Consider the following 24246-nt stretch of genomic DNA (forward strand, 5'->3'; position numbering starts at 1 on the left):
ACTGTTTAATCACTTATATATCAATGCAATATATAAATAATTGGTAAATATAAGCTTACCAAACACTAAATTCAACTATTAAAATGAAATTTTAAAGTATTTTAATACAAATTCGACCAATATGTAATAATTTTAAATCAGTTACACTAAAACGTCTATCGGATTTGCTTTATTGTTTCACTCTTCTGTCCAAACTTTAGTGCCCTCCGTACAATTCGTGCAAATATCGATCTCACTTCTCGATTTTAAAAGCTTATTTCTAAATTCCTGATAAGCATCTCCAGTCCAGATAGAAGCAAAACTATCCCGATTCAAATTTCCAAGTTGATGAGTGGCATCTTTATCGAAACAACAAGGGACAACTCTTCCATCCCAAGTTACGACACAACTGTGCCACATTTTCCAACATTGGTTTAACAATTTATTTTTAATAGCATAAAATCCGTTCTCTAATTTTCTATATCGACTGTATTTCGGGTTATCAGGAATTAGCGGAGAACCATTTTTATAGTCATATATCTGTGCTGTTTTTAATTTCACCTCATCTACCCCCAATTCATCCGCCAATTTATAGATCTCAGGAATATCCTGCTCATTGGGTTTCACTACCAAAAACTGAAAAATAATATGTGGTGTATTAGATTTCAACTCTTTCTTCCATTTCACCACATTTCTAGTTCCTTCTAATACTTTTTCTAGCTTTCCTCCTATTCTATAGGATTCATAAGTTTCCTGTGTAGCTCCATCAATTGAGATAATTAATCTATCCAAACCACTTTCCACCGTTTTTTTGGCTATCTCATCATCCAAAAAATGGGCATTAGTTGAGGTGGCAGTGTAAATATTATGCTTTGAGGCAATTTTTACTAAATCCAAAAAATTCTTATTGACATAAGGCTCTCCTTGAAAATAAAACAACATATAAATTAAATGCTCCTTTAATTGCATTAACATATTCTCAAAAGTCTCAGCTTTTAACATTCCTACCGGGCGTGAAAAGGAACGCAAACCGCTGGGGCATTCAGGACATCTTAAATTACAAGAAGTTGTAGGCTCAATAGCTATTGAAATTGGTTTTCCTTTTATTCGGGAAACTTTAGCATTTTTGGATTGATGATAGCTTGACCATAATAAAAAGGCGTTCATCGCTTTTTTAAAAGTTATCTTTTTCAGTAGATTAAGGCTATCTTTAAAATGCATTTTTTATATTTTGATGCTCAACGCAAAAACGAACTTAATAAATACCCATGAACTTTAAAGCAATCCTTCGATTAATTCCCTGGATAATTGTCTTAGTACTTTTAGTTTTTCTATGGCTCAAAAGATTAGGGGATTTTACCACTCCGGAAAAAAGTCAATTTGAAAGCACTTTAGTCCTTCAAGAAATAGAAAAGCTTGGCAAATTAGAACTGGTGAAATATAACTATAAGGAAGTAGTTGAAATGGAGAATGTAGCCAAGCGCTATCTAGACTTAGGTTATTTCTATATTCCAGGTGGGCAAGACCAGAAAGCGATTCTAATTGCTCAAGGAGAAGCCGTTGCTTGTATTGATTTACAAAAAATCAAAAAAGAAGATATAGAATTAAAACAGGATACCTTGATTGTAAATCTACCCCAGCCTGAAATTTGTTATTACAAAGTGAATTTACAGAATAGTAAATTTTATGATTTAAAAACTAGCTCCGACAATAAAAAAGCAGCCGATTTTGTGGATGAGGTCTATGCAAAAGCAGAGGCACAAATTAAAGATGCCGCTCTTCAGTCTGGAATATTGGCAGATGCCAAAAATATGAGCAGTAGCGTGTTGAAACCTTTCTTAGAAAATATTACAGGCGTCACTGTTATTTTGAATTTTTCTGAAAAACCGGAGGCTATTCGGTTTGAGTTGGATTAGGGATGGATCCGAGCTGGGAAGCTCGCACCAGCGGTGAAAGTTGGAAGATGGAAGCTAGGAGTCGGAAGTTTGAGGTACGAGCTGGGAAGCTTGCACAAGCGGTTGGATGTTGGGTGATGGGTGTAGGATGATTAGGTCAGTACCGCAGGTCAGACCGGAAATAGAAGAAAATGGAATAAAATATGTCTAAAAGAGATATAGATTTTTTATAGAGGCAGTGCATACCCTGCCTCTACAAGAAAAAATCACCTCTCCAAAAATTCACCTAATAACGATCCCCCTTCTTTTCTGGAGTTTTTGCTGTAAGGCGCTATGGCTTGTATTAATTTTCTAATAGGCATAGACTGTAACCATACTTTCCCTGTACCTCTTAAAGTGGCTAAGAATATTCCCTCACCACCAAAAAGCATAGATTTAATGCCTCCACTGGTTTGAATATCAAAATCTAAAGATGATTCATAAGCCACCACGCATCCCGTATCCACTTTTAAAGTTTCGTTGTTCAGCTGCTTTTCAATAACTGTTCCTCCGGCATGTACAAAAGCTCTTCCATTTCCTTGGAGCTTTTGCAGGATAAAGCCTTCGCCACCTAATAAACCAGATCCGATTTTTCTATTTAATGTGATGGAAACTTTTGTTCCCATGGCCGCACATAAGAATCCGTCTTTTTGTACGATCACCTCATTATTGTAGTGGTTTTTCAAATCCAAGGCAATAACGGTTCCTGGGTAAGGACCTGCAAAAGCTACATGTGCTTTTCCTTGTCCTTGATGAGTAAAATGCGTCATAAATAAGGACTCGCCAGTAAATATTCGGCTTCCAGCAGACATTAGTTTGCCTAAAAAGCCTTCATTTGGGTTGGAACCATCACCCATTTTGGTTTCAAATAAAATGGAGTCATCCATATAAACCATAGCTCCTGCTTCCGCTATTACAGTTTCCTGTGGATCTAATTCGATTTCCACTAGTTGAACTCCATCTCCTAAAATTTTATAATCTACTTCGTGTGATTGTGCATGCATAATTTTAAAGTTTATGAGGCTAAAATAATAAATTATTCATAAACCAATTGCATTTGCACTCTTCTGTTTTGGGCTTGGCCTTCTTTTGTTTCATTAGTGGACAGCGGTTCACTTTCACCTTTGGCAACCAACTTAATTTTGCTTTTAGACACTCCATTTTTATACAATATCATTCCAATTCTTTTAGCACGATCATAGGATAGCTTCATATTATACTCCTCTGTGCCTATCCCATCAGTATGGCCGGTTAATTTTACTTTCACTCTATCATTTTGCCTTAATATCTCAGTCATTTCGCGAATGTATTTTTCGTCTTCTTTGCTGAGATTGATATCATCAAAGTCAAAATGAAAATCATAACTTAAATCTTCCAATTCATGAGGAAGATAGGTGACAACTCCTGCTGAAGTATTAACTTTTATAGTTTCAATTTCATGTTCATCATCTTCCCTTATTTGATTTTCCGTAGTATCTTCTTCTTTTTTGTTTTTCGTATTGTCAGATTTCTGTTCTTCATCATCATTTTCCTTATCTTCAGAGGGTTCTGAATTGAATCTGAAATTACTTTTTCGCTTTGGTCTTTTTAGTCTTTTGATGGAAAGCATTACTTCAAAAGTGCTATTATTACTGATGTTATTTTTCAGGATATTAAGGTCATAGCTCCCTCCTATTGAAATATTTTCAGATTCATAAACTGCCCCTAACATAAAATTATTTGCGGTAGAATATCTCATCATGGTTTTAATTGATTCCGTTCGCATATTACCAATAGCATAGCTAAAGGATGGGCCAGTAATTAATTCCGTAACTGGCCCTTCGTGGCGTATAAGCAAATCTTGCTTGATATGCCATTGATAATTCTCCATTATGGTGGCTGAGGCAGTTAACATTGATAAAAATGGAGATCTATTCTTACTATTTTCGTAAAAAGAATTTTCTGGCTTGTTTAAATTATGAAGTGCATAACTTGCTGAAAACAAACTTTTACCATAACGATCGAGCTTTTGCCAATGGAGACCTAAAGCAAAAGAAATATAATTTTTATTTATAACGCTCTGATTTTCTCCGCTTGGCAAACTGGTGTCGAATCCAAAATATTCAACATATTGACTACCGGTTGTCAATTGATTTGTTTTAAGCGTCTTACTTTGAAAATTTGAATTGAGTCCTATTGACATCTCAGAATATTTACTCAAAGGAACATTTATAGCATAAGAAGCACTTATTTGATTGAAAGAATAGATATCAATACCATTACTTTGGTCATTCATTAATGAAACCGAAAGACCCGACCATCTTCTTTCCTCATTGAAAAAGGGTTGATTAAATTCAGCATAGGAGGTCATGAATTCAATATCTTCAGTAGTATATTGATTTCTGAATATGAAAGTCCCGCTCTGATAATCATCAGTAGAAGCAAAAGCAGGGTTCACTCTATTAGGAGTGTATTTATACAAAGAATGCATGAAATTTTGCCCTAATAAACTTCCTGCCATTAAACCCAAAAAAATTGTGATGAATGCTTTCTTCATGACGGTTTATTTACTGAGTAAAACCTTTCCTTTTTGATTCCCATTGAGTTGAATAGGTGCTCCATCACTATAACTTCCCCTTACTTGCCAAAAGTAAATACCTGCTTCAGCTTTACTTCCTGCTTTTGACCCATCCCAGCCAGAAGTATTCATCATTTCATGATTATTGGTCTTGAAAACAATATTACCTTCCCTGTCATAAATTATAAATTCAAATTGAGCCACATCCACTAGCCCATAAATCCGCAAATTGTCATTTTTTGAATCGCCATTAGGGGTAAATAATTCAGGGATAAAGGCTTCCTGCAGTACTTTTACTTCCACAGAATCATAAGTAACACAACCAAGAGCCGAAACCCCTTTTACTGTGAATTTTGTAGTGACTTGTGGTGAGGCAACTGGATTAGATATGTTGTTTTGACCTAATGCCTGACTTGGATTCCATTCATATTCTGCAGCTCCAATAGCATTCAATTGAACACTTCCGCCTCTCTTGATTTCAACAGTATTATTGGTAATCTCTACTTTACTATTGTCAATATTTATGGAGAATTGACCTTCAATTAAGCAGCCATTTAAGTAAGCTTCAAAGCTGATCAACTCATTTTTCTCTATGAAAATACTAGTTGAAAATTTATTAGAAATAAAGCCTGACGTTGCAGAAAACCACTTTAGGCTATCTACTTGCTGAGGGAAGTTTAAAGCTACTTCTTCAGCTTCACATATTACAATATCCTCAATCTTAAAATCAGATTCATCAATTATTTGAATTTTGTAACTTTGATAGCTCCCACAATCTACATAATCAACATCTCTTGCGTAAATTATCTCACCCATACTTACTTCCAATGTCAAGGTATCTGATGTGCCTAAAAATCCCTTTTGTTCAGAATACCAATATCGCATTACAGATGAATCTCCCAATGTAATGGTTTTACCAATGCATGTATTCATCAAGTTTTCAGTTATAGATTCACATATTTCAAATTCACCACATGCTATGTATCGGCCACCGCATTCCACAGGGCAAAAATCTCCTGAACTGCCTTCTGGAATAGCAACTACCAATGAATTATCAATTGGTTGAATACCATAGCTGTAAGTTCCTGCAGGAAGACTATCAAACTTCAGCTCATTCCCATAGTAGTTATTACCTCTCATGGTTTTCAACCTGCTGGAATTATTAATATCAAAATTTGGTGCTAAAAAATCAGTATTAAATGAATTCTTACCTAAAAAAACATCATAAGTAATATTATCTGCAGCAGTATGATCATCATCTGAATCATTCCAAACAATAGCGACTCCTTTGGCAGTCTGAAAAGCAATATGAAAGCTGGGTACATAAGGAGGTGAATTTTCTTCTAGCGTCTTGTTTTCCCAATAGTAAATGAAATTCCCTGTGCTATCTACTTCTGAGATGGAGCTCATATCTAACTTACCATCTCTATTTTGATCATAAAAGTTGAAATGCAACATCATGGAATCACTTACTATTCCAAATTCATAAGCTTCTTCTTCCTTTTGATAAATAATTGCAGACTTTGTACTATCCATTATAAAAATATCCGTTAAGCCATCCGCATTAAAATCAGCTAAAAAGCTTTTTTCAACTTCAAAAGCAGGGGAATCTATTAAAATATAATTTTCAAAATCAATGCTATCATTTATGAAAACTGCATGTTGAGCATCGTCATTATTGCTTTTATAGGTGGAGAAAAAATCCAGTTTGCCATCATGATTATAGTCGCCCAGTCCAATACTATTGTAATTGGCTTGTGGAAGTTTTGATTCTTTTACATCTATTGAATCTATGTGGTTCGAGTAAATTAAGGGCGTAATTGGCACATTGGATTCATTTGAAGTAACCAAAATATCCATTCTGCCATTTTGGTTAATATCCAAAAAATTAATTTGGGAATGTTTGCTTAATGTTATCAAAGATTCAGGTTCTGAATTGAATCCATTCCCACTGTTTTTTAAGATTGACAATTCTAAAGAATCCGCTGAATTTTTCAATAGCAATATATCTTTTAAGCCGTCTTTATTCCAATCTTGAATATATAACTGCTGGACACCCTCAAACTGCTCTTGAAAACCGATTTCAAATTGTCCATCTATTTGAGATAAAACACTCAGGTATATTTGATTTGAATTATCTCTAGTGAATCCAATAATATCCAATTGATTATTATTGTCGAGATCTTCAATCCCAATTGGAAAGGCAGTGAAAATTGGAGTTGTAAGGCTGTCTTCACTTAAATTCTCCCAATTGAAAGTGGTGATAATTGTACTATCTGCTCCAATATTGGATTGCAATATGAGTTCATGTTCTGCATTGTTATCAATATCCAGCCAATGTGAATTAATAATGGTTTCGACAGAAAGCTGAGCAGAATCTACTTTTTGCATATTTTGCGCAGAAGTAAATTGTGGCTGCAATAAAATTAGGGCGTAAAATAAGGTTAATAGCTTTTTCATAATTTTTGTCCTTTATTTTTCAATATTAAATGAAAGTTGAAGGCTCACTTTTGAATCAACTGCTTTGCCATTTCGCACAGCTGGTTCCCACTGTGGCATATTTGAAATCAGTCTAATGCATTCTTCATCAAATGCTTCTCCCAAAGAATTTTGAATTTCTATTTTTGAAGCATCTCCTTCTTTAGTAATGGTGAAAATGACATTTACTGTCCCTTCAATTCCTTGTTTTTTATCCACCTTTTCAGGATATTTTAGCTGTTTATTAAAGTAATTTGATAATGAATCCATTCCTACTGTTGGAAATGCCTTTTCATAGCCCATTTGGAAACTCGGCCTTTCGGAATTTTGAGTTTGCTTATTCTCTATGTCATTTTCATTATTCTTTGGCTGTTTGCTTGCCTTTGTTGACGGATTAGGAACTTCTTTTTCATTTTTTTTGATCCCCTTATCGCTTTCTGCTTTTGGGAACTCTAGCTTTTGGGCTTCTTTAGAAGAAATAGCATTTTCTACATTATTTATTTCTACTGCACCAGTTTCGGCTTTTTGCAAAAACAGCCCTTTCCAATAAATCAAACCTATTGTTATTGCACCAATGATAGCTGAAAAAATCCCAACCTTTAACAGCTTCTTTCTTGTTTCAAGATTCTTCTGGATATGTTCCGTTCGCTTATCCAAGATATTTTTAAAATTCTTGTGCTTAGCAATATCATCATTCGATAAGCTGGGTAAATCTTCTATATTTTGATATTGACTTTTCATTTTACATTCATTTTAATTCTTAGCTTATCCAATATGCGATAACACTTAACTTTGGCATTATTTTCTGTGATGTTGAGTACTCGGGCGACTTCTTTAAAGGACATCTCATTAAAAAACCGTAGTTCTATAATGTCTAACTCTTTCGGTTTTAGGCTTTGAACTGCCCACTTGAGTGCTTCAACATCATGTTGAGAATCTTCTAAAGGAAATTCGTCAAATAGATTTTCTGATTTCAATAGATCAAGTGGAATGACTCTGTGATATTTCTTTTTTCTAAATGCCTGATTAGATTCATTTAATGCAATTTTGTAGAGCCATGAAGAAAAAGGAAAGCCTTTATCTTTATAATGCTTGATTTTGATTAAGGCTTTATAGAAAACCTCTGAGCATATCTCAGCAGTGACGATTTCATCTGCATGCCTTTTATAAAGGAATCTGAAAATCTGAGAAAAATATTTATCGTATAGAGGCTCAAACCACCTAGGATTTTCCTTTGCCCTTTCGATCCATTCTTTTTCAGAGGCTTCTTGCATTAACTTTTCGCTATAGTTTACGAGTTCATCCACTTTTTACTATTCATTTACCCCTATAATACAAAGGGGTCAGGAAAGATACAGCTTTGGTGAAATATTTTAAATTATTAATACGAGGTACGAGGTACGAGCTGGGAAGCTCGCAGCAGCGCTGGGAAGCTCGCGGCAGCGGTTGGGTGTGGGGTGATAGGTGTTGGATGATTAGGTCAGTAACGCAGCAGGTCAGACCGGAAGTAGAAGTAGATTTGGTCTGACGGTTGGAACCGTCTGACCGATAATTGAAGTCCTCAATTTGTAAACCACAATAGTATCCGTCAGACGCTTAGAATTTCGTATTCAATTTTCAGTGAATGGGAAAATTTAGTATTTCAACTCTATTTTTTGAAAGCGTCAGACCAAATTTTCCTACTTATTTCAATAAGGACTAATAGTCTTAAAATCCACCAGAGGCGGTAGTAGTTTCCACTAGCCGGAGGCTAGCGGACGTAACCCTTTGCTATCTATCGCCATCCTCTGGATGGTGATGATTACTGGCGACTCTGGCGCTGAATAATAAGACAGCAAAAGTTTCTTTATTACCCATTATTCAATAAATATTTCTAGCCTTTTTTTAATAGCGATTTGTATTCATTTCTGAAGTCTCATACTGGTGTAAAAGTATTAAACTAGAGCAGTATCTCTTAACTTAACGACATTGGCTCGTAACAGTGGTAAAAGCGCTGGAAATAATAAAATCTGAACATCATCAAAATTCGTTTGTTAAATAAGTAGAACAAAATAGATTAATTGATGATGAATAATTTTACTAAGGTAGTTTTAACAACAATAATTGGATCCATTTTCATTGGCTGTAGCTCTGGAAATCAATCAGATGAGCAAAGCCAAATAATTCAATATGATACTATTCAAGTAACCGCAACAGCCTATAATTCCGTTGAAGCACAAACCAAAAAAGGAAATCCTGCGCTTGCCACTTGGGGAGACACTTTGGAGCCAGGCATGAAGGCCATTGCAATTTCGAGAGACTTTCTAAAAGAAGATTTATTGGGCCATAATTCTGAAGTCAAAATTGAAGGGCTAGACGGCACCTATGAAGTGCTGGATAAGATGAATAAGAGATGGACCCGTAAAATTGACATCTATATGGGCCTTGATGAAGAGGCTGCAAGAAATTGGGGTAAACAAGAAGTTAAGATTTATATTCCTGTTGATACTGTGGAAGTGCAATAAAGAGAGTAAGTAGATAGGAAAATAACTAGGGTACGAAGTACGAGCTGGGAAGCTCGCACTAGCGCTGGGAAGCTCGCACCAGGCTGGGAAGCTTGCAGCAGCAGTTGGGGAGCTCGCAGCAGCAGTTACACATAGCAAATCCTAGCCAAAACTTATTCGCTTCCTTTTGCAACAAAATGGTCAGACGGAATTAGAGCATTGTTTGAAGATTATTGCTTTAAGGAAATTCACCATTCTCAAATGGCTTTTTAGAACCCGTCAGACCGTGTGGACGCAGACTGTTTGCCAAGTGACGGTTCCCATCTTCCTTTAACATTCTCAACTCATCTTTTACTGAAGAGTCAAATTCAAGACAATTAGCGTCTGACCGTTATTCTAAAATAGTTAGGACTTTTCTACTTAGAACACTAAAATTCAACTGCCTTTCCGAATTTAGAATTAAAATGATAAATTGAATGTTCTAAACCGATAGTAAAGCAAACAAAATGATAGAAGCCCCGGCAATAGTTAACACGCCTCTCGATAAACAATCAGCTATATTTCAGGCGCAAAAAGCATTTTTTAATACCCAAGCGACCAAAAGTTACGATTTCAGGAAAGCTCAATTGTTGAAATTGAAAGAGATGATCAAAGCCCATGAACAAAACATCATGTCGGCTTTATCTAAGGATTTTGGCAAACCAAATTTTGAATCATATGTGACAGAAATCGGTTTTTTGTACGATGAAATCAATTTCACTTTGAAAAATTTGAAGTCATGGATGAAGTCAAAAAAGGTGGGTACTGGACTAATTCATTTCCCCTCAAAAAGTAAAATTATTTATGAGCCAAAAGGAGTGACTTTGGTGATAGGCCCGTGGAACTATCCTTTCCAATTATTGCTAGCACCGGTTATTGCTTCCATAGCAGCGGGGAATACTTGCATCATTAAACCACCAGAAGAAACCCCGCATACCTCAAACTTAGTTGCGAAACTAATTCCTCAATATTTCAAAGAGGAGTTTTTGGCTGTGATTATGGGAGAAGGCAGAATAGTGGTGCCAGAACTGATGGAAAACAACCGTTTTGATCATGTGTTTTTTACTGGAAGTGTTCCAGTTGGGCGCATAATAGCAAAAATGGCGGCAGAACAACTAGTTCCGGTCACTTTGGAATTGGGTGGTAAATCACCTGCCATCATAGATGAAAAGACGAATCTGACTGTAGCCTCCCGCAGAATAGTTTTCGGGAAATTAATTAATGCAGGGCAAACCTGCGTTGCGCCTGATTATTTATTGGTTCATGAGAAAATAAAAGATGAATTTGTGGATGAACTGCGAGCTACTATTATGCAGTTTTATGGTATTTCACCTACTCAAAGCAAAGATTTAGCTCAAATTGTAAATCAAAAAAGATATGATAAATTAAAATCCTACTTGAAGGAAGGAAAAGTGGTTTTTGGTGGGGCTTTTGATGATGAAAAAAGGAAAATAGAACCGACTATTATAGAAGGAATTACGGAAGAGGATTCCTTATTTCATGAAGAAATTTTTGGTCCAATTTTTCCTGTTTTCTCTTATAAAACAAATGAGGAGGCTTTAGATTTTATCCAAAAAAATCCTGACCCATTGGCTTTTTATATTTTCACTTCTAATAAAAAAACCGAAAATTATTTCTTGGATAGAGTGAGATTTGGGGGAGGGTCTGTTAATAATACGATTGTTCACTTGGCCAATCCTGAATTACCTTTTGGTGGGGTTGGTAATAGTGGGAATGGTAGTTATCATGGTAAAGCAGGTTTTATGGCATTTTCCAATGAGAAATCCATCCTGAAATCAGGCACTTGGTTCGATCTAAGGAAAAAATATCCTCCTTTTGATAAGAATAGTATGAAGTTGATTCGGTTTTTGATGAAATAGCCCGCTAACCCGCCAGCTGGCAGAGGAATCGCACGGAAAGGCTTTTTTTCCTCGCTAAAGCGAGAGTTTTTTCACGCGAAGGCGCTAAGGCGCAAAGTTTAACGCAACGTTAAAAATGAAATTAAATACTTTGTTAGGAATTATAAGCCATTAACTATTCTTTTGATGCCGTTTTTAAGCAGGTTTTCATTGAAGTTTATCAGCAAGCCTAATTTAATACCACTTAATCTCAAATAAGTTAACAGTTGTTTTTTATGGACAGCTTGCAATGACTCTATTGATTTAAGTTCAATAATTACTTTGTCTTCAACAATCAAATCAGCTTTGAATCCCATTTCCATGGTTTTATTATTCCATTGAACTGGAATCGGAAATTGTCTTTTGATTTCTAAGCCTTCTTCTTGAAGTTCATAAAATAATACTTCTTCATAAACAGATTCGAATATTCCTGGTCCTAATTCGGTATGGATTCTAAAACTGCAATCGAGTATTAATCGGCTGATTTCGTTTTCAGTTAGGGACATGGTTTTGGTTGTTTAAGGTTGCTTCTTCTTTCAATATTTCCTGAAAGCCTAAGGCTTTTTATTTTCACGCAAGACCTGTCCCGTACTGAAGTTGGGAGTCGCAGAGGCGCTAAGTTTTACGCAACGTTAAAAATAATATTAACTTTTAAAAAATAATTAAACTGCTAATGCAATTACTCATATAAATATATAATTAAATTTTACAATTTCTTTGCGAGGTCTTTGCGCCTTAGCGTCTTGGCGTGAGACACCAAAAGCCTTAGGCTTCATAAGCCCAGCGTGCTCTACTGAAAAATAATCTTTTTGACTTTTTCTTCGCCTTGGTAGCGGATGCGGAGGAAATAAATGCCAGGCTTGATATTATCTCTATCTATTTTGATTTCATGATAGCCGGCTTCCAGATCATAAAAATAGGTTTTAACGGTTTGGCCATTACTTTGCTCTAAGCTTAGATCGACATTGGCATTTTCGGGGATGATCAATGGCATCGTGAATTGTGTGGCAACAGGATTTGGATAGATTTCCATTATAATCAGTCCGCTTTCTATATTAGTACAGACTCTGTTGTTATTCTCATTGCTATCACTTCCCTGTGAATTATGCGGAATTGCTCGAATACAAATCTTAGCTAAGCCTCTGATTTGTTCTTCTGTCAGTTTTATGCTTAGGGCAACATTTCTATTTCTTTCTGGTAAAAGTGGTTCTTCTATGGTTTCCGTCACGGAATAACTACCCAAATCAATATCCAAATCTAATCTCTCAGGTACTAGCGTTCCTTTGTTGCTAATGTTTAATATAAAACTGGTGAACTCTTGATCTTGGGTAATTCTCAGATTATTTAATGCGATATCTAAATTAGGTTTACGTATTCTGATTTGCTCGTAATGTGTATCGGAACAGCCTGCTTCATTGGTAATAATTAGACCTAGTAGGTAAGTGCCGGGTTCTGTGATGGTGTGGTTTAATTGAGCAGAAGACGATATAGTATCGTTATTTAGGGTCCAGGTAATGTTGGATGATGGGTTTTGAGGGTTAGAAGTTAGAAGTTGGAAGTTGGAAGTTGGAAGTTGACCAACTGACTCGGTCTGACTAGCGTCTGACCTTGCTTCTGTATCCGTGTTGGCCGGTCTGACTGTCGTCTGACCTACTGATTCCGCATTGAGGTTGAGGGTGTAGGGAAATGCTGCTAAAGTTTGTTCTAATTCGAAAAAGGCTGTTGGGCTTGGGCTTACGCTTATGGTTTTTTCTATGTTTTGAATACAACCGTTTTGGGTTTCTACTTGAAGACCGAGGAGAAAGTCTCCACTATTTGGGAAGGTGTACTGCGGTTGAAAATCAGTGGATATCGTTTCCCCATCCAGGCTCCAACTATAATTTTTCAAAATATTCCCTTTTAAATCAGTTATATTTTCGAGAACAACCGCTTCGTTTGCACAAATCTTACTGACCTGAAATTCCGGTTCTGGTAATGGCAAGATCTCTATAGTTTCCGTAATGGAATTGCTGCAAAGGTTTTCATTTTGTTGACGATAGCGTAATTGATAGCTTCCAGAATTTTCGAATGCATAAGAGAAATTCTCTGACTGGGCGGTAAAGACAACAACACCTGCCTGATTTTGAAGTTCCCAGAAATGAGCTATGATATTGTCGGTATTTTCAGGGCTAAATAAAATAGGATTGTTAAGGCAGTTTTCTTCGTAAGTGAAAGCTGGTTGCGGCAAAGCATTGACCGATACAGTTTGCATGCCTGAGGAAGTACAGCCATCAGCAGTAGTGACCTGCAAGTGGACTTGGTAAGTGCCTGCTGTAGGGAATGTAAATTGAGGATTGGCTTTAGCGGACAGATCAGAAGAAGTACCCGAAATGCCAAAATCCCAAAGGTAATCGGTGATATTGGATTTCTGCAGCACCACCTCTTCATTGAATTGCACCGGTTGGTTTGCACAACCCACTTCCGATTCGAAGGCTACTGTGGCTATTGGATGGACGATAACCTCTTGCTCGAAGGTGTAATCACAACCATTGCTAGTAAAAGCAGAGAGTTGCACATTGTATGTGCCAGCTGAATCGTAACTATGGTTAGGATTTAGTTGCGTGGATTGGGTGCCATCTCCAAAATCCCATTGAAAATTTTGCAAGAACTCGCCAGTACTTTTATTCTCAAAATTAACTACCTGACCAAAACAATCATCATTATAATTGAAATCGACCAAAGGACCAGGGTTAACCGAAATAGTGTCTGTTTTTTCCACTAAGCAGCCCGCCATTTCAATTTGAAAATTGATAATGTATTCTCCTTCGGTTGCATAAATATGTTCAGGATTTTCCTCTGTTGAAGTATTTCCATCCCCAAAATCCCATTGGAATGTGGCGCTAGTAGGCAAATTAGTAGTATTTGTAAAATTTAAGGGTTTTTGAGAGCAAATACTGCCTTGGACTTGCGCTTGAAAACTTGGTTGTGGCTCTGCATAGATGGTTACACTATCTTGAAAAAGATTTTTACAGCCTGCCGTATCGGTTACGGATAGCTGAACTAAATACTCACCAGCACTGCTAAAAAGGTGTGCTGGATTGGCTTCTGTGGAAGCATCGCCATCCCCAAAATCCCAGCTATAGGAACTGATCTCGGTATTGCTTTCGCTTGAAAACTGTATAGGTGCACTTACACATAAACTTTCCCCTGTGGTAAATGCTATTTCAGGTGCTTGATTTTCTGTTACCGTTATTTCCTTGGTGATAGATTTACTCTTACCGTTTTCGTGATAAGCAGTTAGCTTGAGGGGGTAAGTGTCTGCTAAGAAGAGAGAGAGAGTCGGATTTGTTTCTGTGGAGAAATCCGTAGTTGCCGAGCATTCGTTTACAAACTCATATCTAAACAATTTAGATAGTCCAAAATTCATGGTAAAACCTAACCATCTTGAGCTGTCTCTTAAAATTTGGACATGAGCATTGCTAGTGGGAGGAATGATCTCTTTTCTTCCTAAATTTTGCATGATCGGGTTGATATTCATTGACGACCCGAAACTGAATCTGACCAGTTCACCTGCCCTGTACTGGATAAAACCATAGTACTTTTCATCAGTTTTTATCAATTGCAAACCACCAGGAGAAGTAAGGTCTAAGCTGCTAACATCGAACTCGCTTATGGCCGGAGTCGAACTTAGGTCATTTCCGAATTCTAGATAGTAAACATTACTGTTGCCAAATGATGATAAAACTCCAAAATAATTGCCGCTATCTTCAATAATATCTAAGCCCCAAAGCCTATTGCTATTAGGTACATTAATGCTGGTTGCTGTTACTGTATTATTAATAGAATTGCCAAAATCTAGCCTTGTAATACGGGTACCGTTCATTACAAAGGCAAAAATCATATCAGAATATTGCTTGACATGTATGCCATCAGGTTTACTGATTTGACCAAAGTTAGTGAGGTTTATCGCAGTCGGGGTATTTGAAAGAGACGAACCGAATGATAACTTAATAATATCATAGTTGTCATAATTAGTTACCAATGCATACCAATCATCCCCTTCTTGGATAAAATCAATAGCTACGGGACCCCTAAATAAGTCATCAATGTTGCCCAAATCAGTTAAGCCTGGTTCGGAAGAAGGATTTTCACCATAATCCAATCGATAAAGATTATTGTTGTTCCGACCGAAAGTGAACCCAAAAGTGCTATCACCGTCCTGAATAATCTTAAAAGCAATACTGTTATCAAAATTAAAGTCAATTAACTCCACTTCATTTTTATGCTGCTGCCCTAAATCAAAGGGACACAAATCCCATTCGTAACGTGCCGCATTAACAGAAGTGTTTTCTAATTCAAACTGCTCTCCCAAACAAACTTCAACAGGTAAATTAAAATCAGGGGCCGGGCTTTCTGAAACTTTGACTTCAATTGATCTCTGGGCAGTGAAAAGACAGCCGTTTTCCGTTGTGACTTCCAAATTGACTGCGTAAGTTCCTTCGCCCAAAGTATAAGTGGCAGTGTCGGTAGTTTGAATTTCACCATTAACTTCCCATTCATAGCCAAGGTTCTGGGTGCTATCAAAATCATTGTTCCAGTCAATGCCCAGGTCAAAAGGCAGGTTTTCTATGGCTTCAGTCGACATAATACTATCCACCAATTGCTCAAAAATTTGGATATTTTGTGTAGCTGTATTGTCACAGCCGCTGGCATTGCTAACCGTTAAACTTAAGGCATAAGTGCCCGGATTAACATAGGTAACTTGCGGATTTTCGGCCGTACTGCTTTCCCCGTTCCCGAAATCCCACTGATAGCCCGTAATATTGGCTCCCGTGCTTAGGTTGGTAAACTGAATGGCTTCCCCCAAACAATTGTTGTCATAGCTAAAGTCCACCTCAGGCCCCTCTATAATTTCCCAGGTGGATTGATAGGTTTGAATACAACCCAAAACATTGGCTTCCAAAGTTATAATTTTAGTGCCAGGAGTTTCAAAAGTGAAATTTGGGTTTTCTTCTGTACTATTCCCTTCTCCATTAAAATCCCATGACCATGCCACATTCCCCCCATAGTCAAAAGGAGTTGTATTGCTAAAGGCAACGGGCTCAAAAGAGCAGTACTCCGTTTTTGTCGTTATAAATTCCGGCTGGGGCTCGGGCAAAATACTTAAGGTATCATAAAATATATTGGTACAGCCAGCAGTGCTCTCTACTTCCAAAGAAATATAATATTCGCCATCTGAACCATACTGATGGCTTGGGGAAATGGCCGTGCTTGTACTCCCATCCCCAAAATCCCATAAGTAAGAAACAATATTTTCTGAAGTTGAAAATTCAAAAGGAATATTGTTAGTAACACAATAAGCTGGATCAGCTACAGTCTCACCTTGTAAAGGTTGAACGGTGATTTCATTGATAGTCGATGATGAATTACCATCTGCATCATAAGCTGTTAGTTTTATCGGGTATATCCCGTAGGATGAATAAGAAATAGTAGGCTGAAAATCTTCTGAATAAATAATGCTACTATTGCATTGAAAATTATTTTCTACTAAAAAGAACTTTGAGTCTGGGTTATTATTATCCTTTAAAACAACTCCTTTCCATTTTCCTAAATCTCTAAAAAATTTTAAAGCATATCCTTCATTATAAACATTAGACGTTCCATAAGGCTCTACATCACTTGCATTAATAGCAGCTTCAATGTTGGTCAATTTAATTTTACTTAATACACCTTGGAATGTTAAAGTATGAAGATAAACCCCCGTATCAGATTTAGTTAGAAAAATACTGTTTGGATTTCCAGAATATAAATCAGTTCCAATTACTGTTGGTTCTTCTAGATACCCACTCATTAAGTCAGGATTAAATTTTGCCCTATAAATGTTTTTACTATTAAAGTCCGAAATAAAAGAATACCAGCTGTCATTTTCTTTAATAAGCTTGGCATCCCTAGCAGATGATACTCCAGAAATGCTGCTAGTTAAAAAGGTATTTGCTTCTGTTATTGGACTTTCAAAATCATTATTGGTATTTAAAATGTTAATACTTCCATTAGGGTTGTTAACCACTAAATAATAGACGTTATCTTCCTTAAGTATTTGCATTTTAACCAGACTGTTGGATAAGCCAGATTTTAAAATAAATTCGGAAGGGGTGTTATTTAAAATACTATTCCCAAAATTTAAACTTTTTATTGAAGCATCATCGCGATTATATAAAAGTACATACCAATTATTTTGGTGGTACTGCATTTCAATTGAGAGTGCCCTCCCTAAAAAACCTGCACTTAAAGTTATTTCCTCTATCAATGTGGGTGGCATGTCAAGCCCATTCTGAAATATAAATCGATATAATTTATTTGTACTGTAACCGGCTGCAAATCCAATCCATTCACCGTTGATTTTTTTCACATCAAACGCCAAAATTCTACCAGCGCCCGTTAAATTTCCTATTTCCGAAACATTTGTGACCCCATCAAACCCAGAGAAACAAAATTCCCATTCATAACTAGTGGCATTAACAGAAGTGTTTTCCAGTTGAAACTGCTCGTCTAAACATACATCAGCTGGTAAATTGAAATCAGCTGTAGGTGTCTGACTAAAAAGCTGGAAAGACATTACAGTGCAAAAAATTGATATGTAAATACTCTTAATCAATTTAATATTTGATTATAAACTTGACTTACTTTTGCCATACCTCTTAATGATTTTCCCTTATTAATTATATTCGAAACTGAAAAATCAGTGAACTTCTTAAAATAATTTGAATCTTTCTTTTCTTTAATAAAGCCTAATTCTTCCTCTTCTATCCAATGCATTTCATCCCCCAAATTTGGAGTTATTAATACAGGTAATCCACATGCCCAATATTCCCCTATTTTTACAGGACTTAAAAACTGGCTCACATGATTACTTTTGTATAGTGCAAAAGCGAAATCTGCAATGTTTAAGTAGTTGTTCACCTCATTATAAGGGACGAATTTGAAATGTATTCGGTTGGAAGGCAATCGATATTGTTGAATCATTTCATTCAACCAAGATGAATCCGTATTTGTAAGAAGCAATAAATGAAAGTCTTTAATTTGGTTAAATGCTTCTTTAAAAATTTGAAAAGCTTCCTGCTTTAAATATAAGCCACCAAACTTGCCCGCATAAACTCCTACAGTTGCTTCATAGGGGATTTTTAGTTTTAATTTCATCTCCTCTCCCAAATTTTTATCCTTAAAAAAAATATTTTGGTCAACAGCACAAGGCACAACAAAAATCTTATCCTTTAAAATCCCTTCCACGATTAAACGACTTCGATAATTCTCTGCTACCGTGATTATAGCTTTGGAATATTTTTTTTGCTGTTTTTCCCAATACTTTTGAAATAGATATTTCAATCCATAACTTTTCCATTCTCCAGCAGCTTTCATATAATCAGCATGTGGTTCAAAAGATTCCACTATAAATGGAATTTTATTTTCTTTAGTGGCTAAATAAGCCAATGAACCAGCCGGTGCTCCACGACTAATTATAAGATTTATATTATGCTTAAGACATAATTCCTTTATTAACTTCGGGAAATGGATGAAATCATAAATTTTATTCAAAAAATTAAAAGGAAGATTCTTAGAATACAAAGGACTATAATCTACACCCAAAAATTTTATTTTATCAAGACTGTTTTTGGTAGGTTTTTCTCTTTGTGTATTAACAAAATGTAAATATTCAACATTTGGTATTTCCTTTAGAATTTTTAGATGTAGAAAAATAGTAGAATGGGTTAAGCCATCATCTAAATTCCAATAGCCAATAAAAAGAATTCTATTACTCAAATTAAAAAATTATTAAAACCAGACCTTAAATGCTTCTTGGATTGATTTTTTTCTAAGGTAAGCTAATGTCATAGCTCTTTTATATTTCCATCTAAATATCCTTAAATCAGACTTCCCTACTCCAGGCCAACTCTTAATTTGAGATTCTATAAAACGATATCCCTTTTCAAGTGCTTTCAAATTTTTCATCGCAGAATTGGGATTGTTTCGATAATACAATATTGGTTCCTCTGTGAAAGAATAAGTGCCACTTTTCTTTGATAAATTCATATAGAAAAGGAGCTCTTCTCCATGTGTAAGACCTTCTACTAAATGATTTTCAGAAATTAATTCACTTTTTATCATCCAAGTTGGCCCGAAAAAAGATTTCCCTGTTAGATGTATTAAGTCTGTAAATGGATTTCCAAAAAATGAAGGTGTCCAAATAGCCTCAATTATATTTAACTTTGAATCCATTTTAATTACTTTGCCATCTACAAAGGAGGTGTCAGGATTAGTTTTAAAAACTTTCATCCTATTTAATAAACTATTTTTTGGCATCACGTCATCTGCATCCAAAAAACAGAAGTAAATTCCTTTAACTTCCTTTAGGCCTTTATTTCTTGCGGCACTTACACCTTTGTTTTTTTGTTCATAATATCTAATTCTAGAATCATTAAATGACTTTGCGATTTTTTTTGATTCATCTGTGCTGCCATCATTGATTAAAATTAGCTCCCAATCATGGTATGTCTGATTAATTACAGATTCAATTGCCTCTGATAAAAATCTTGAAGCATTGTAAAATGGGGTGATAATGGAAATCAATTGATTTATTTTTTGGGAGAAAGCAAATAATTACATTTTGATAAATCGCTATGAATACCAAAATTTTTAATTTGAACTAAGTCACCATTTCCTTCATCTATTCGAAACAAAATGTAATTTATTTCTTTAATAAAGTTCTCAATCTCTTTTTGGCGATTAAGGCGCTCAATGTTTTCTTTTTTATAAACAGGTAAGACTTCAATGATTATATGAGGTTTATTTCTTAAAATTAATCCTTTTAACCCATCTAAAACTTCTAATTCCGCTCCCTCAACATCTATTTTAATTATTCCAATCTCTATTTTCTGAAAAATTGTGAGATCACTTGGTTTTACGGTAATGATATCTATTTGATGGTATTTACCTTTTCGATAATTCTTGATAAAACTTGCAGATGAGTCAGAAGTAGATTGGTTATCCAATAATAATTTTAGATGGTTTAATTCATTTGATAAAGCTACTGGTATAATGGTAGTATTCTTTAAATTATTCAGTTCTATTAAGTTTAAAAGATAATTTACACAGTAAGGATTAGGCTCAAAACCAACATATTCTACGGTTGGTGAAACTTCCTTGATCTTAATAAGAGTTTGTCCAACATTTACACCAACATCCACAAAAGACTTATTAACCAATTTATCTTTTAACCTGTAGAGTAAATTTGACATCCATGGCTCTGACTCTATCAATAAATCTTTTCCCATACCTTTCATTATCGGTATTTTACGAATGACCTTCCTTTTTTTTAAAATCAGTTTAAAATTAAAGGCATTTAGAAGCTTACGATTAGCCAGAAAATTAATAAATCTGTATTTAAGGGAGTAATTTCTCAATCTTTTCAATTTGCATGTCATAAGTAAATTTAGAAGCAAAATTTTGTCTCTTTAATATCTTATCAGAGGAATTCCACTCTTCCAAATTTTCTACAACTAAATTAAATTTTCTTAAAAATTCATTCTGATTTTTAGTCATCAAAATAATTCCTTCTTTAAATTGCTGTTCATATTCTGAAATCCAAGTGCTAATTATCATTTTCCCTGATGAAAAGTATTCCATCATTTTATGAGGGGTTGCATAATTGGTCGCATATGTTTCATCATATATACTTAACAAAATATCTGATTTCTTAAGGTAAGAGGGTATTTTATCAGCTGAAATTTTTCCTGTTAAAAATACATTTGACTTTTCTAATACATTACTTTTTACTGTATTAGAATTTGTATTTTTTCCACCACCTATTAAGATAAAATCTACAAATGGATGTGTTAAAACTATCTGAAGTAATAATTCCCAATCAATATGAGGCATGGATAAATTCCCCATATAGATTGCTTTAATTCTATTTTTCCCTGCTAAATCTATTTCATCAAACTTATTACCGAAAATTTGAACACCATGAGGGATTAAAATTGTATTTGAATTATGTTTCCTTAACCGGTTTACAATTTTTTGATTTACTCCTATGCATAAATCAGCAGTTCTTGCTGCAATTTTTGTATTGAAGTCCTGATTTAAATCTACAATATGTGAAATACAAAACACATTCTTTGACAATGACGAAAAATCAAAAAAAACAGAATTGTCAAATGACCAAATAATATCGAAATTGGCTTTAAGTTGGTTTTGTAGGTATTTGATTTTTTTTCTAATAATAATTTTCTGCAAAAAGGAAGGTAAAAATCTGAGTCCTTTTAAAAATCCTCTATACTGAATAGAATAAACATTATCAAATTCTGTTTCTTCATAACCAAATTTTCCAGATGGTGGATTAAGAAAAAATACTCTATTGCTTTTTTTAGCTAAGTGAACAGCATAATGATGCTTCGAAACAAAAATATGCTCCCACGACTCTGGAGAGATAATTAAAATATTTTTATTTCCAAAATCCAATCCTATAATTGTTCCTTTAAATGAAATAATATAACTTTTTCTAATTCCTTTACATTTACTTTAATATTTTGTGCTTCATCTGCTTCATCTACTTCAATTAAAATATGAAAATTTTCATTTAACTGGCCAAGTTGATGTGTTTGATACAGAGTTTGAACCATCCTATTAAAAGGGAAAAGCTCTATTATTTTGCAATTATCAGCGTAAATTAGGTTTGTGAAGCCTGCTCCATGGGCTCCAACTATAAATTCTGAAGTGGCAATTATTTTTATCTGATTCGCAACGGTAAATTTGCCCAAAACAATAGTTTCAAACCCATGGTTCTTTAACATTGAAATGACCTCTTGTTCGTTCTTAACGATTCTAGTACCAGCATCAAATTGAGAAATGTAAACTCTTCTTCTTGGGAAGTTTTGCGAATTTATCTCAAGATTCTCAAACAAGAGTTCCTTCATTTTACCTAAATAAAGTTTACTATAAACATGATATGCCCATAGATTATTTATTTTGCTTCTTCCAAATTTATTATTAACTATAAATAATTTAGAAACAAGTAGATTTTGTTTTGCAAAAAATATATCGACTTCCTTTACTCCACACAAAAGTAGGTAGGGTACTGTAAATGGTTTCTTGTTATTAACTAGTAGCTTTATATCAGGATAAGTTTTCTTCAATTCAAAAAAATCTATTACTCGAGGTAAAGAGTCTATTAAAAAGTGAAAAAAATTGTAGGTCATATTACCTGACAAATGAAAGAAAACCCCAGGTGTTTCCTTGTATTTTATACCAAATAAAAAAGGAGCTAAATGTTTAAATACACTTGATTTTCGCAGATAACCAAGTGAATCCAAAATGGTGCTTAAAACCACTTTATTGTTTTTTAAAACTATTCCTGTTTCAGGTATATATCTTACTTTTTTTAAAAAAATCACCCCATGCTCTATTTCAGTATAATTTAAAAGAAACTTAAAAAAGTATTTATTTAAATTGGGTGATATTAGTTTATCATATTTTGGGCTAAACGAAACTGTCTCTTTAAATGACAATAATGTTCTAAGAAATAAGGGTTTTTTATAAATAAAAAAATTAAGAGTCGTTATGCGACATAAAACATCTGAAAATGCTTTTTTTATTTTATTCATGAAGTTTAGGAACTTTATTAGTGTACTGTGCAAGTATGTTTCTTAAATAGAGTCTTCTTAAATACGCTAAGTTTAACTTCATTTTCTAAATTCCTCACTAATATGCATAAGTATTTTATAATATTGCAAGCCTATTTTCTTTCTACCAAAACTATTAATATATTTGGAGCTTTTAGGTGGGGAAACAGAAGTTCTTTGTAATGCCTCCATCCAATCTTCTTTCTTCCATTGATCCAAAAGTTGACCATTACTACCAATGACCTCTGGTAATCCTCCAATATTCGGAGCAATAACAAAAGCGCCACAACTTACTGCTTCTGCACAAACTACTGAAAATGTTTCATAATCAGATGGATGCAAAAAAGCTTTACACTTTTTCATATGGTATGCTATTTCGTGCGATGTTAATTCTTCTAACAGTATAATTTTATTTTCTGCTTTATTTTCAATCACAAAGTTTTTCATTTTGTTCCACAACACGCCATAACCACCTATTTTTAATTGGTAAGTATCTGATATCGATGAACTTAAAAAAGCATCCATAACCACTAAAGGATTTTTGGGAGGTTTCCACTGACTGACAGCAAAGAAGTAATTCTCTTTTTTGAAATTTTTATCAGGATAGAAAATTTTTTCATCTACAATATTATGCACAACGTATGTAGGGAAATTACTCTGGGCAAATTGCTTAATATCATTTGACAAAGCATTACTGACACTTATAACAGGAATATTCTGCTGGAAAATTCTTCTTATTCGAGGTAGTTTTTTTTTTGTCCCAAAATTAAAATGGTATGCACTCCAATGCTCTGTAATTACCACTGGTTTTTTCACCCATCTTTGAATCCAATGCCAAAACGTGAGCATTGGGTAGGCCACATGAAAGTTGATAATGTCATATTTTTTGTGTGTTCGTTTCACTATAAAGATATAAAAAACAAATAAAAAATATGTCAACTCCTTTATTAGCCAACTTCCAAAGGGCAATTTTATAATTGTCTGACATAGACTATTTGACTTCTTTTTGATTACCTCAAAGCCATTTTCACCTAAAATTTCAAAATGGATAACGAAATTTTCACACCTATTATCTAATGATTTGATATGTTTCTGAATCCATAACGCTTCATATTCATTAATGTGATTAGGATACCAATTTGTGATATGGAGTATTTTCAAAAAATTATAAAATATAAATGACTGGTCAAAACTTTTTGTGTTTAACGTCAATGATGGCAATTC

Annotated in this window: 18 protein-coding genes; 4 read left to right on the plus strand and 14 right to left on the minus strand. The window is 34.6% G+C overall.

What is annotated here, in order from left to right; genetic code table 11:
* Positions 1-177 precede the first annotated feature (177 nt).
* Complete coding sequence (locus QYS49_RS02510) at positions 178-1200, minus strand: radical SAM/SPASM domain-containing protein (protein WP_308350061.1); 1023 nt, start codon at positions 1198-1200, stop codon at positions 178-180.
* A gap of 47 nt (positions 1201-1247) precedes the next feature.
* On the opposite strand from QYS49_RS02510, the gene QYS49_RS02515 reads away from it, so the two are divergent.
* Together QYS49_RS02515 and QYS49_RS02520 are read left to right on the plus strand one after the other, a co-directional pair.
* Entirely contained in the window at positions 1248-1895 is a 648-nt protein-coding gene (locus QYS49_RS02515) for a DUF4230 domain-containing protein (protein WP_308350062.1), read from the plus strand.
* A gap of 2 nt (positions 1896-1897) precedes the next feature.
* Positions 1898-2026 carry a hypothetical protein gene (locus QYS49_RS02520; protein WP_308350063.1) on the plus strand — a complete coding sequence of 43 codons (129 nt, stop codon included), beginning with the start codon at positions 1898-1900 and terminating at the stop codon, positions 2024-2026.
* A 114-nt stretch (positions 2027-2140) separates the two neighbouring features.
* On the opposite strand, the gene QYS49_RS02525 is transcribed toward QYS49_RS02520, so the two are convergent.
* From QYS49_RS02525 to QYS49_RS02545, 5 genes are read right to left on the minus strand one after another with little or no spacing between them, the layout of a single operon-like run.
* Entirely contained in the window at positions 2141-2917 is a 777-nt protein-coding gene (locus QYS49_RS02525; protein ID WP_308350064.1) for a TIGR00266 family protein, read from the minus strand.
* A gap of 32 nt (positions 2918-2949) precedes the next feature.
* Positions 2950-4449: a PorP/SprF family type IX secretion system membrane protein gene (locus QYS49_RS02530; RefSeq protein WP_308350065.1), complete on the minus strand. Its 1500-nt coding sequence runs from the start codon at positions 4447-4449 to the stop codon at positions 2950-2952.
* 6 nt (positions 4450-4455) lie between these two features.
* A complete protein-coding gene (locus QYS49_RS02535; RefSeq protein WP_308350066.1) occupies positions 4456-6930 on the minus strand; it encodes an FG-GAP-like repeat-containing protein in 2475 nt (824 codons plus the stop codon).
* Positions 6931-6942: 12 nt separating this feature from the next.
* Entirely contained in the window at positions 6943-7689 is a 747-nt protein-coding gene (locus tag QYS49_RS02540) for an energy transducer TonB (protein WP_308350067.1), read from the minus strand.
* Positions 7686-8255 carry an RNA polymerase sigma factor gene (locus QYS49_RS02545; protein WP_308350068.1) on the minus strand — a complete coding sequence of 190 codons (570 nt, stop codon included), beginning with the start codon at positions 8253-8255 and terminating at the stop codon, positions 7686-7688. Before QYS49_RS02545 ends, QYS49_RS02540 begins: the two co-directional genes overlap by 4 nt.
* 756 nt (positions 8256-9011) lie before the next feature.
* Between QYS49_RS02545 and QYS49_RS02550 the strand changes: the two genes are divergently transcribed.
* Together QYS49_RS02550 and QYS49_RS02555 are read left to right on the plus strand one after the other, a co-directional pair.
* Entirely contained in the window at positions 9012-9452 is a 441-nt protein-coding gene (locus QYS49_RS02550) for a 3D domain-containing protein (protein ID WP_308350069.1), read from the plus strand.
* 485 nt (positions 9453-9937) lie between these two features.
* Positions 9938-11350, plus strand: coding sequence for an aldehyde dehydrogenase family protein (locus QYS49_RS02555; protein ID WP_308350070.1), 1413 nt, complete (start codon positions 9938-9940; stop codon positions 11348-11350).
* A gap of 140 nt (positions 11351-11490) precedes the next feature.
* Here QYS49_RS02555 and QYS49_RS02560 read toward each other — a convergent pair whose 3' ends face one another.
* The 8 genes from QYS49_RS02560 to QYS49_RS02595 form a co-directional block, all read right to left on the minus strand.
* Positions 11491-11874, minus strand: coding sequence for a GxxExxY protein (locus QYS49_RS02560; RefSeq protein WP_308350071.1), 384 nt, complete (start codon positions 11872-11874; stop codon positions 11491-11493).
* Positions 11875-12158: 284 nt separating this feature from the next.
* On the minus strand, positions 12159-17963 hold the full coding sequence (locus QYS49_RS02565) for a PKD domain-containing protein (RefSeq protein WP_308350072.1): 5805 nt from the start codon (positions 17961-17963) through the stop codon (positions 12159-12161).
* 35 nt (positions 17964-17998) lie between these two features.
* Complete coding sequence (locus tag QYS49_RS02570; RefSeq protein WP_308350073.1) at positions 17999-19165, minus strand: glycosyltransferase; 1167 nt, start codon at positions 19163-19165, stop codon at positions 17999-18001.
* A gap of 12 nt (positions 19166-19177) precedes the next feature.
* Positions 19178-19972 (minus strand): glycosyltransferase family A protein, encoded by a 795-nt coding sequence (locus QYS49_RS02575; protein WP_308350074.1) that lies wholly within the window; start codon positions 19970-19972, stop codon positions 19178-19180.
* Positions 19973-19977: 5 nt separating this feature from the next.
* Complete coding sequence (locus QYS49_RS02580; protein ID WP_308350075.1) at positions 19978-20676, minus strand: FkbM family methyltransferase; 699 nt, start codon at positions 20674-20676, stop codon at positions 19978-19980.
* A gap of 109 nt (positions 20677-20785) precedes the next feature.
* Positions 20786-21862 (minus strand): glycosyltransferase, encoded by a 1077-nt coding sequence (locus tag QYS49_RS02585; RefSeq protein WP_308350076.1) that lies wholly within the window; start codon positions 21860-21862, stop codon positions 20786-20788.
* Positions 21863-21864: 2 nt separating this feature from the next.
* On the minus strand, positions 21865-23004 hold the full coding sequence (locus tag QYS49_RS02590) for a glycosyltransferase family 61 protein (RefSeq protein WP_308350077.1): 1140 nt from the start codon (positions 23002-23004) through the stop codon (positions 21865-21867).
* Between the two features lie 78 nt (positions 23005-23082).
* Positions 23083-24243, minus strand: a complete 1161-nt coding sequence (locus QYS49_RS02595) for a glycosyltransferase (protein ID WP_308350078.1) — start codon at positions 24241-24243, stop codon at positions 23083-23085.
* Positions 24244-24246 lie beyond the last annotated feature (3 nt).

It is taken from the genome of Marivirga salinae, assembly GCF_030503855.1.
GTDB lineage: Bacteria > Bacteroidota > Bacteroidia > Cytophagales > Cyclobacteriaceae > Marivirga > Marivirga salinarum.

Bases quoted from the DNA above. Each gene is read 5' to 3' on its own strand.
- QYS49_RS02580 (WP_308350075.1), bottom strand. From the start codon at position 20,676: ATGGGAAAAGATTTATTGATAGAGTCAGAGCCATGGATGTCAAATTTA.
- QYS49_RS02520 (WP_308350063.1), top strand. From the start codon at position 1,898: ATGGATCCGAGCTGGGAAGCTCGCACCAGCGGTGAAAGTTGGAAGATG.
- QYS49_RS02530 (WP_308350065.1), bottom strand. From the start codon at position 4,449: ATGAAGAAAGCATTCATCACAATTTTTTTGGGTTTAATGGCAGGAAGT.
- QYS49_RS02510 (WP_308350061.1), bottom strand. From the start codon at position 1,200: ATGCATTTTAAAGATAGCCTTAATCTACTGAAAAAGATAACTTTTAAA.
- QYS49_RS02525 (WP_308350064.1), bottom strand. From the start codon at position 2,917: ATGCATGCACAATCACACGAAGTAGATTATAAAATTTTAGGAGATGGA.
- QYS49_RS02550 (WP_308350069.1), top strand. From the start codon at position 9,012: ATGATGAATAATTTTACTAAGGTAGTTTTAACAACAATAATTGGATCC.
- QYS49_RS02555 (WP_308350070.1), top strand. From the start codon at position 9,938: ATGATAGAAGCCCCGGCAATAGTTAACACGCCTCTCGATAAACAATCA.
- QYS49_RS02565 (WP_308350072.1), bottom strand. From the start codon at position 17,963: ATGTCTTTCCAGCTTTTTAGTCAGACACCTACAGCTGATTTCAATTTA.
- QYS49_RS02540 (WP_308350067.1), bottom strand. From the start codon at position 7,689: ATGAAAAGTCAATATCAAAATATAGAAGATTTACCCAGCTTATCGAAT.
- QYS49_RS02535 (WP_308350066.1), bottom strand. From the start codon at position 6,930: ATGAAAAAGCTATTAACCTTATTTTACGCCCTAATTTTATTGCAGCCA.
- QYS49_RS02515 (WP_308350062.1), top strand. From the start codon at position 1,248: ATGAACTTTAAAGCAATCCTTCGATTAATTCCCTGGATAATTGTCTTA.
- QYS49_RS02590 (WP_308350077.1), bottom strand. From the start codon at position 23,004: ATGAATAAAATAAAAAAAGCATTTTCAGATGTTTTATGTCGCATAACG.
- QYS49_RS02560 (WP_308350071.1), bottom strand. From the start codon at position 11,874: ATGTCCCTAACTGAAAACGAAATCAGCCGATTAATACTCGATTGCAGT.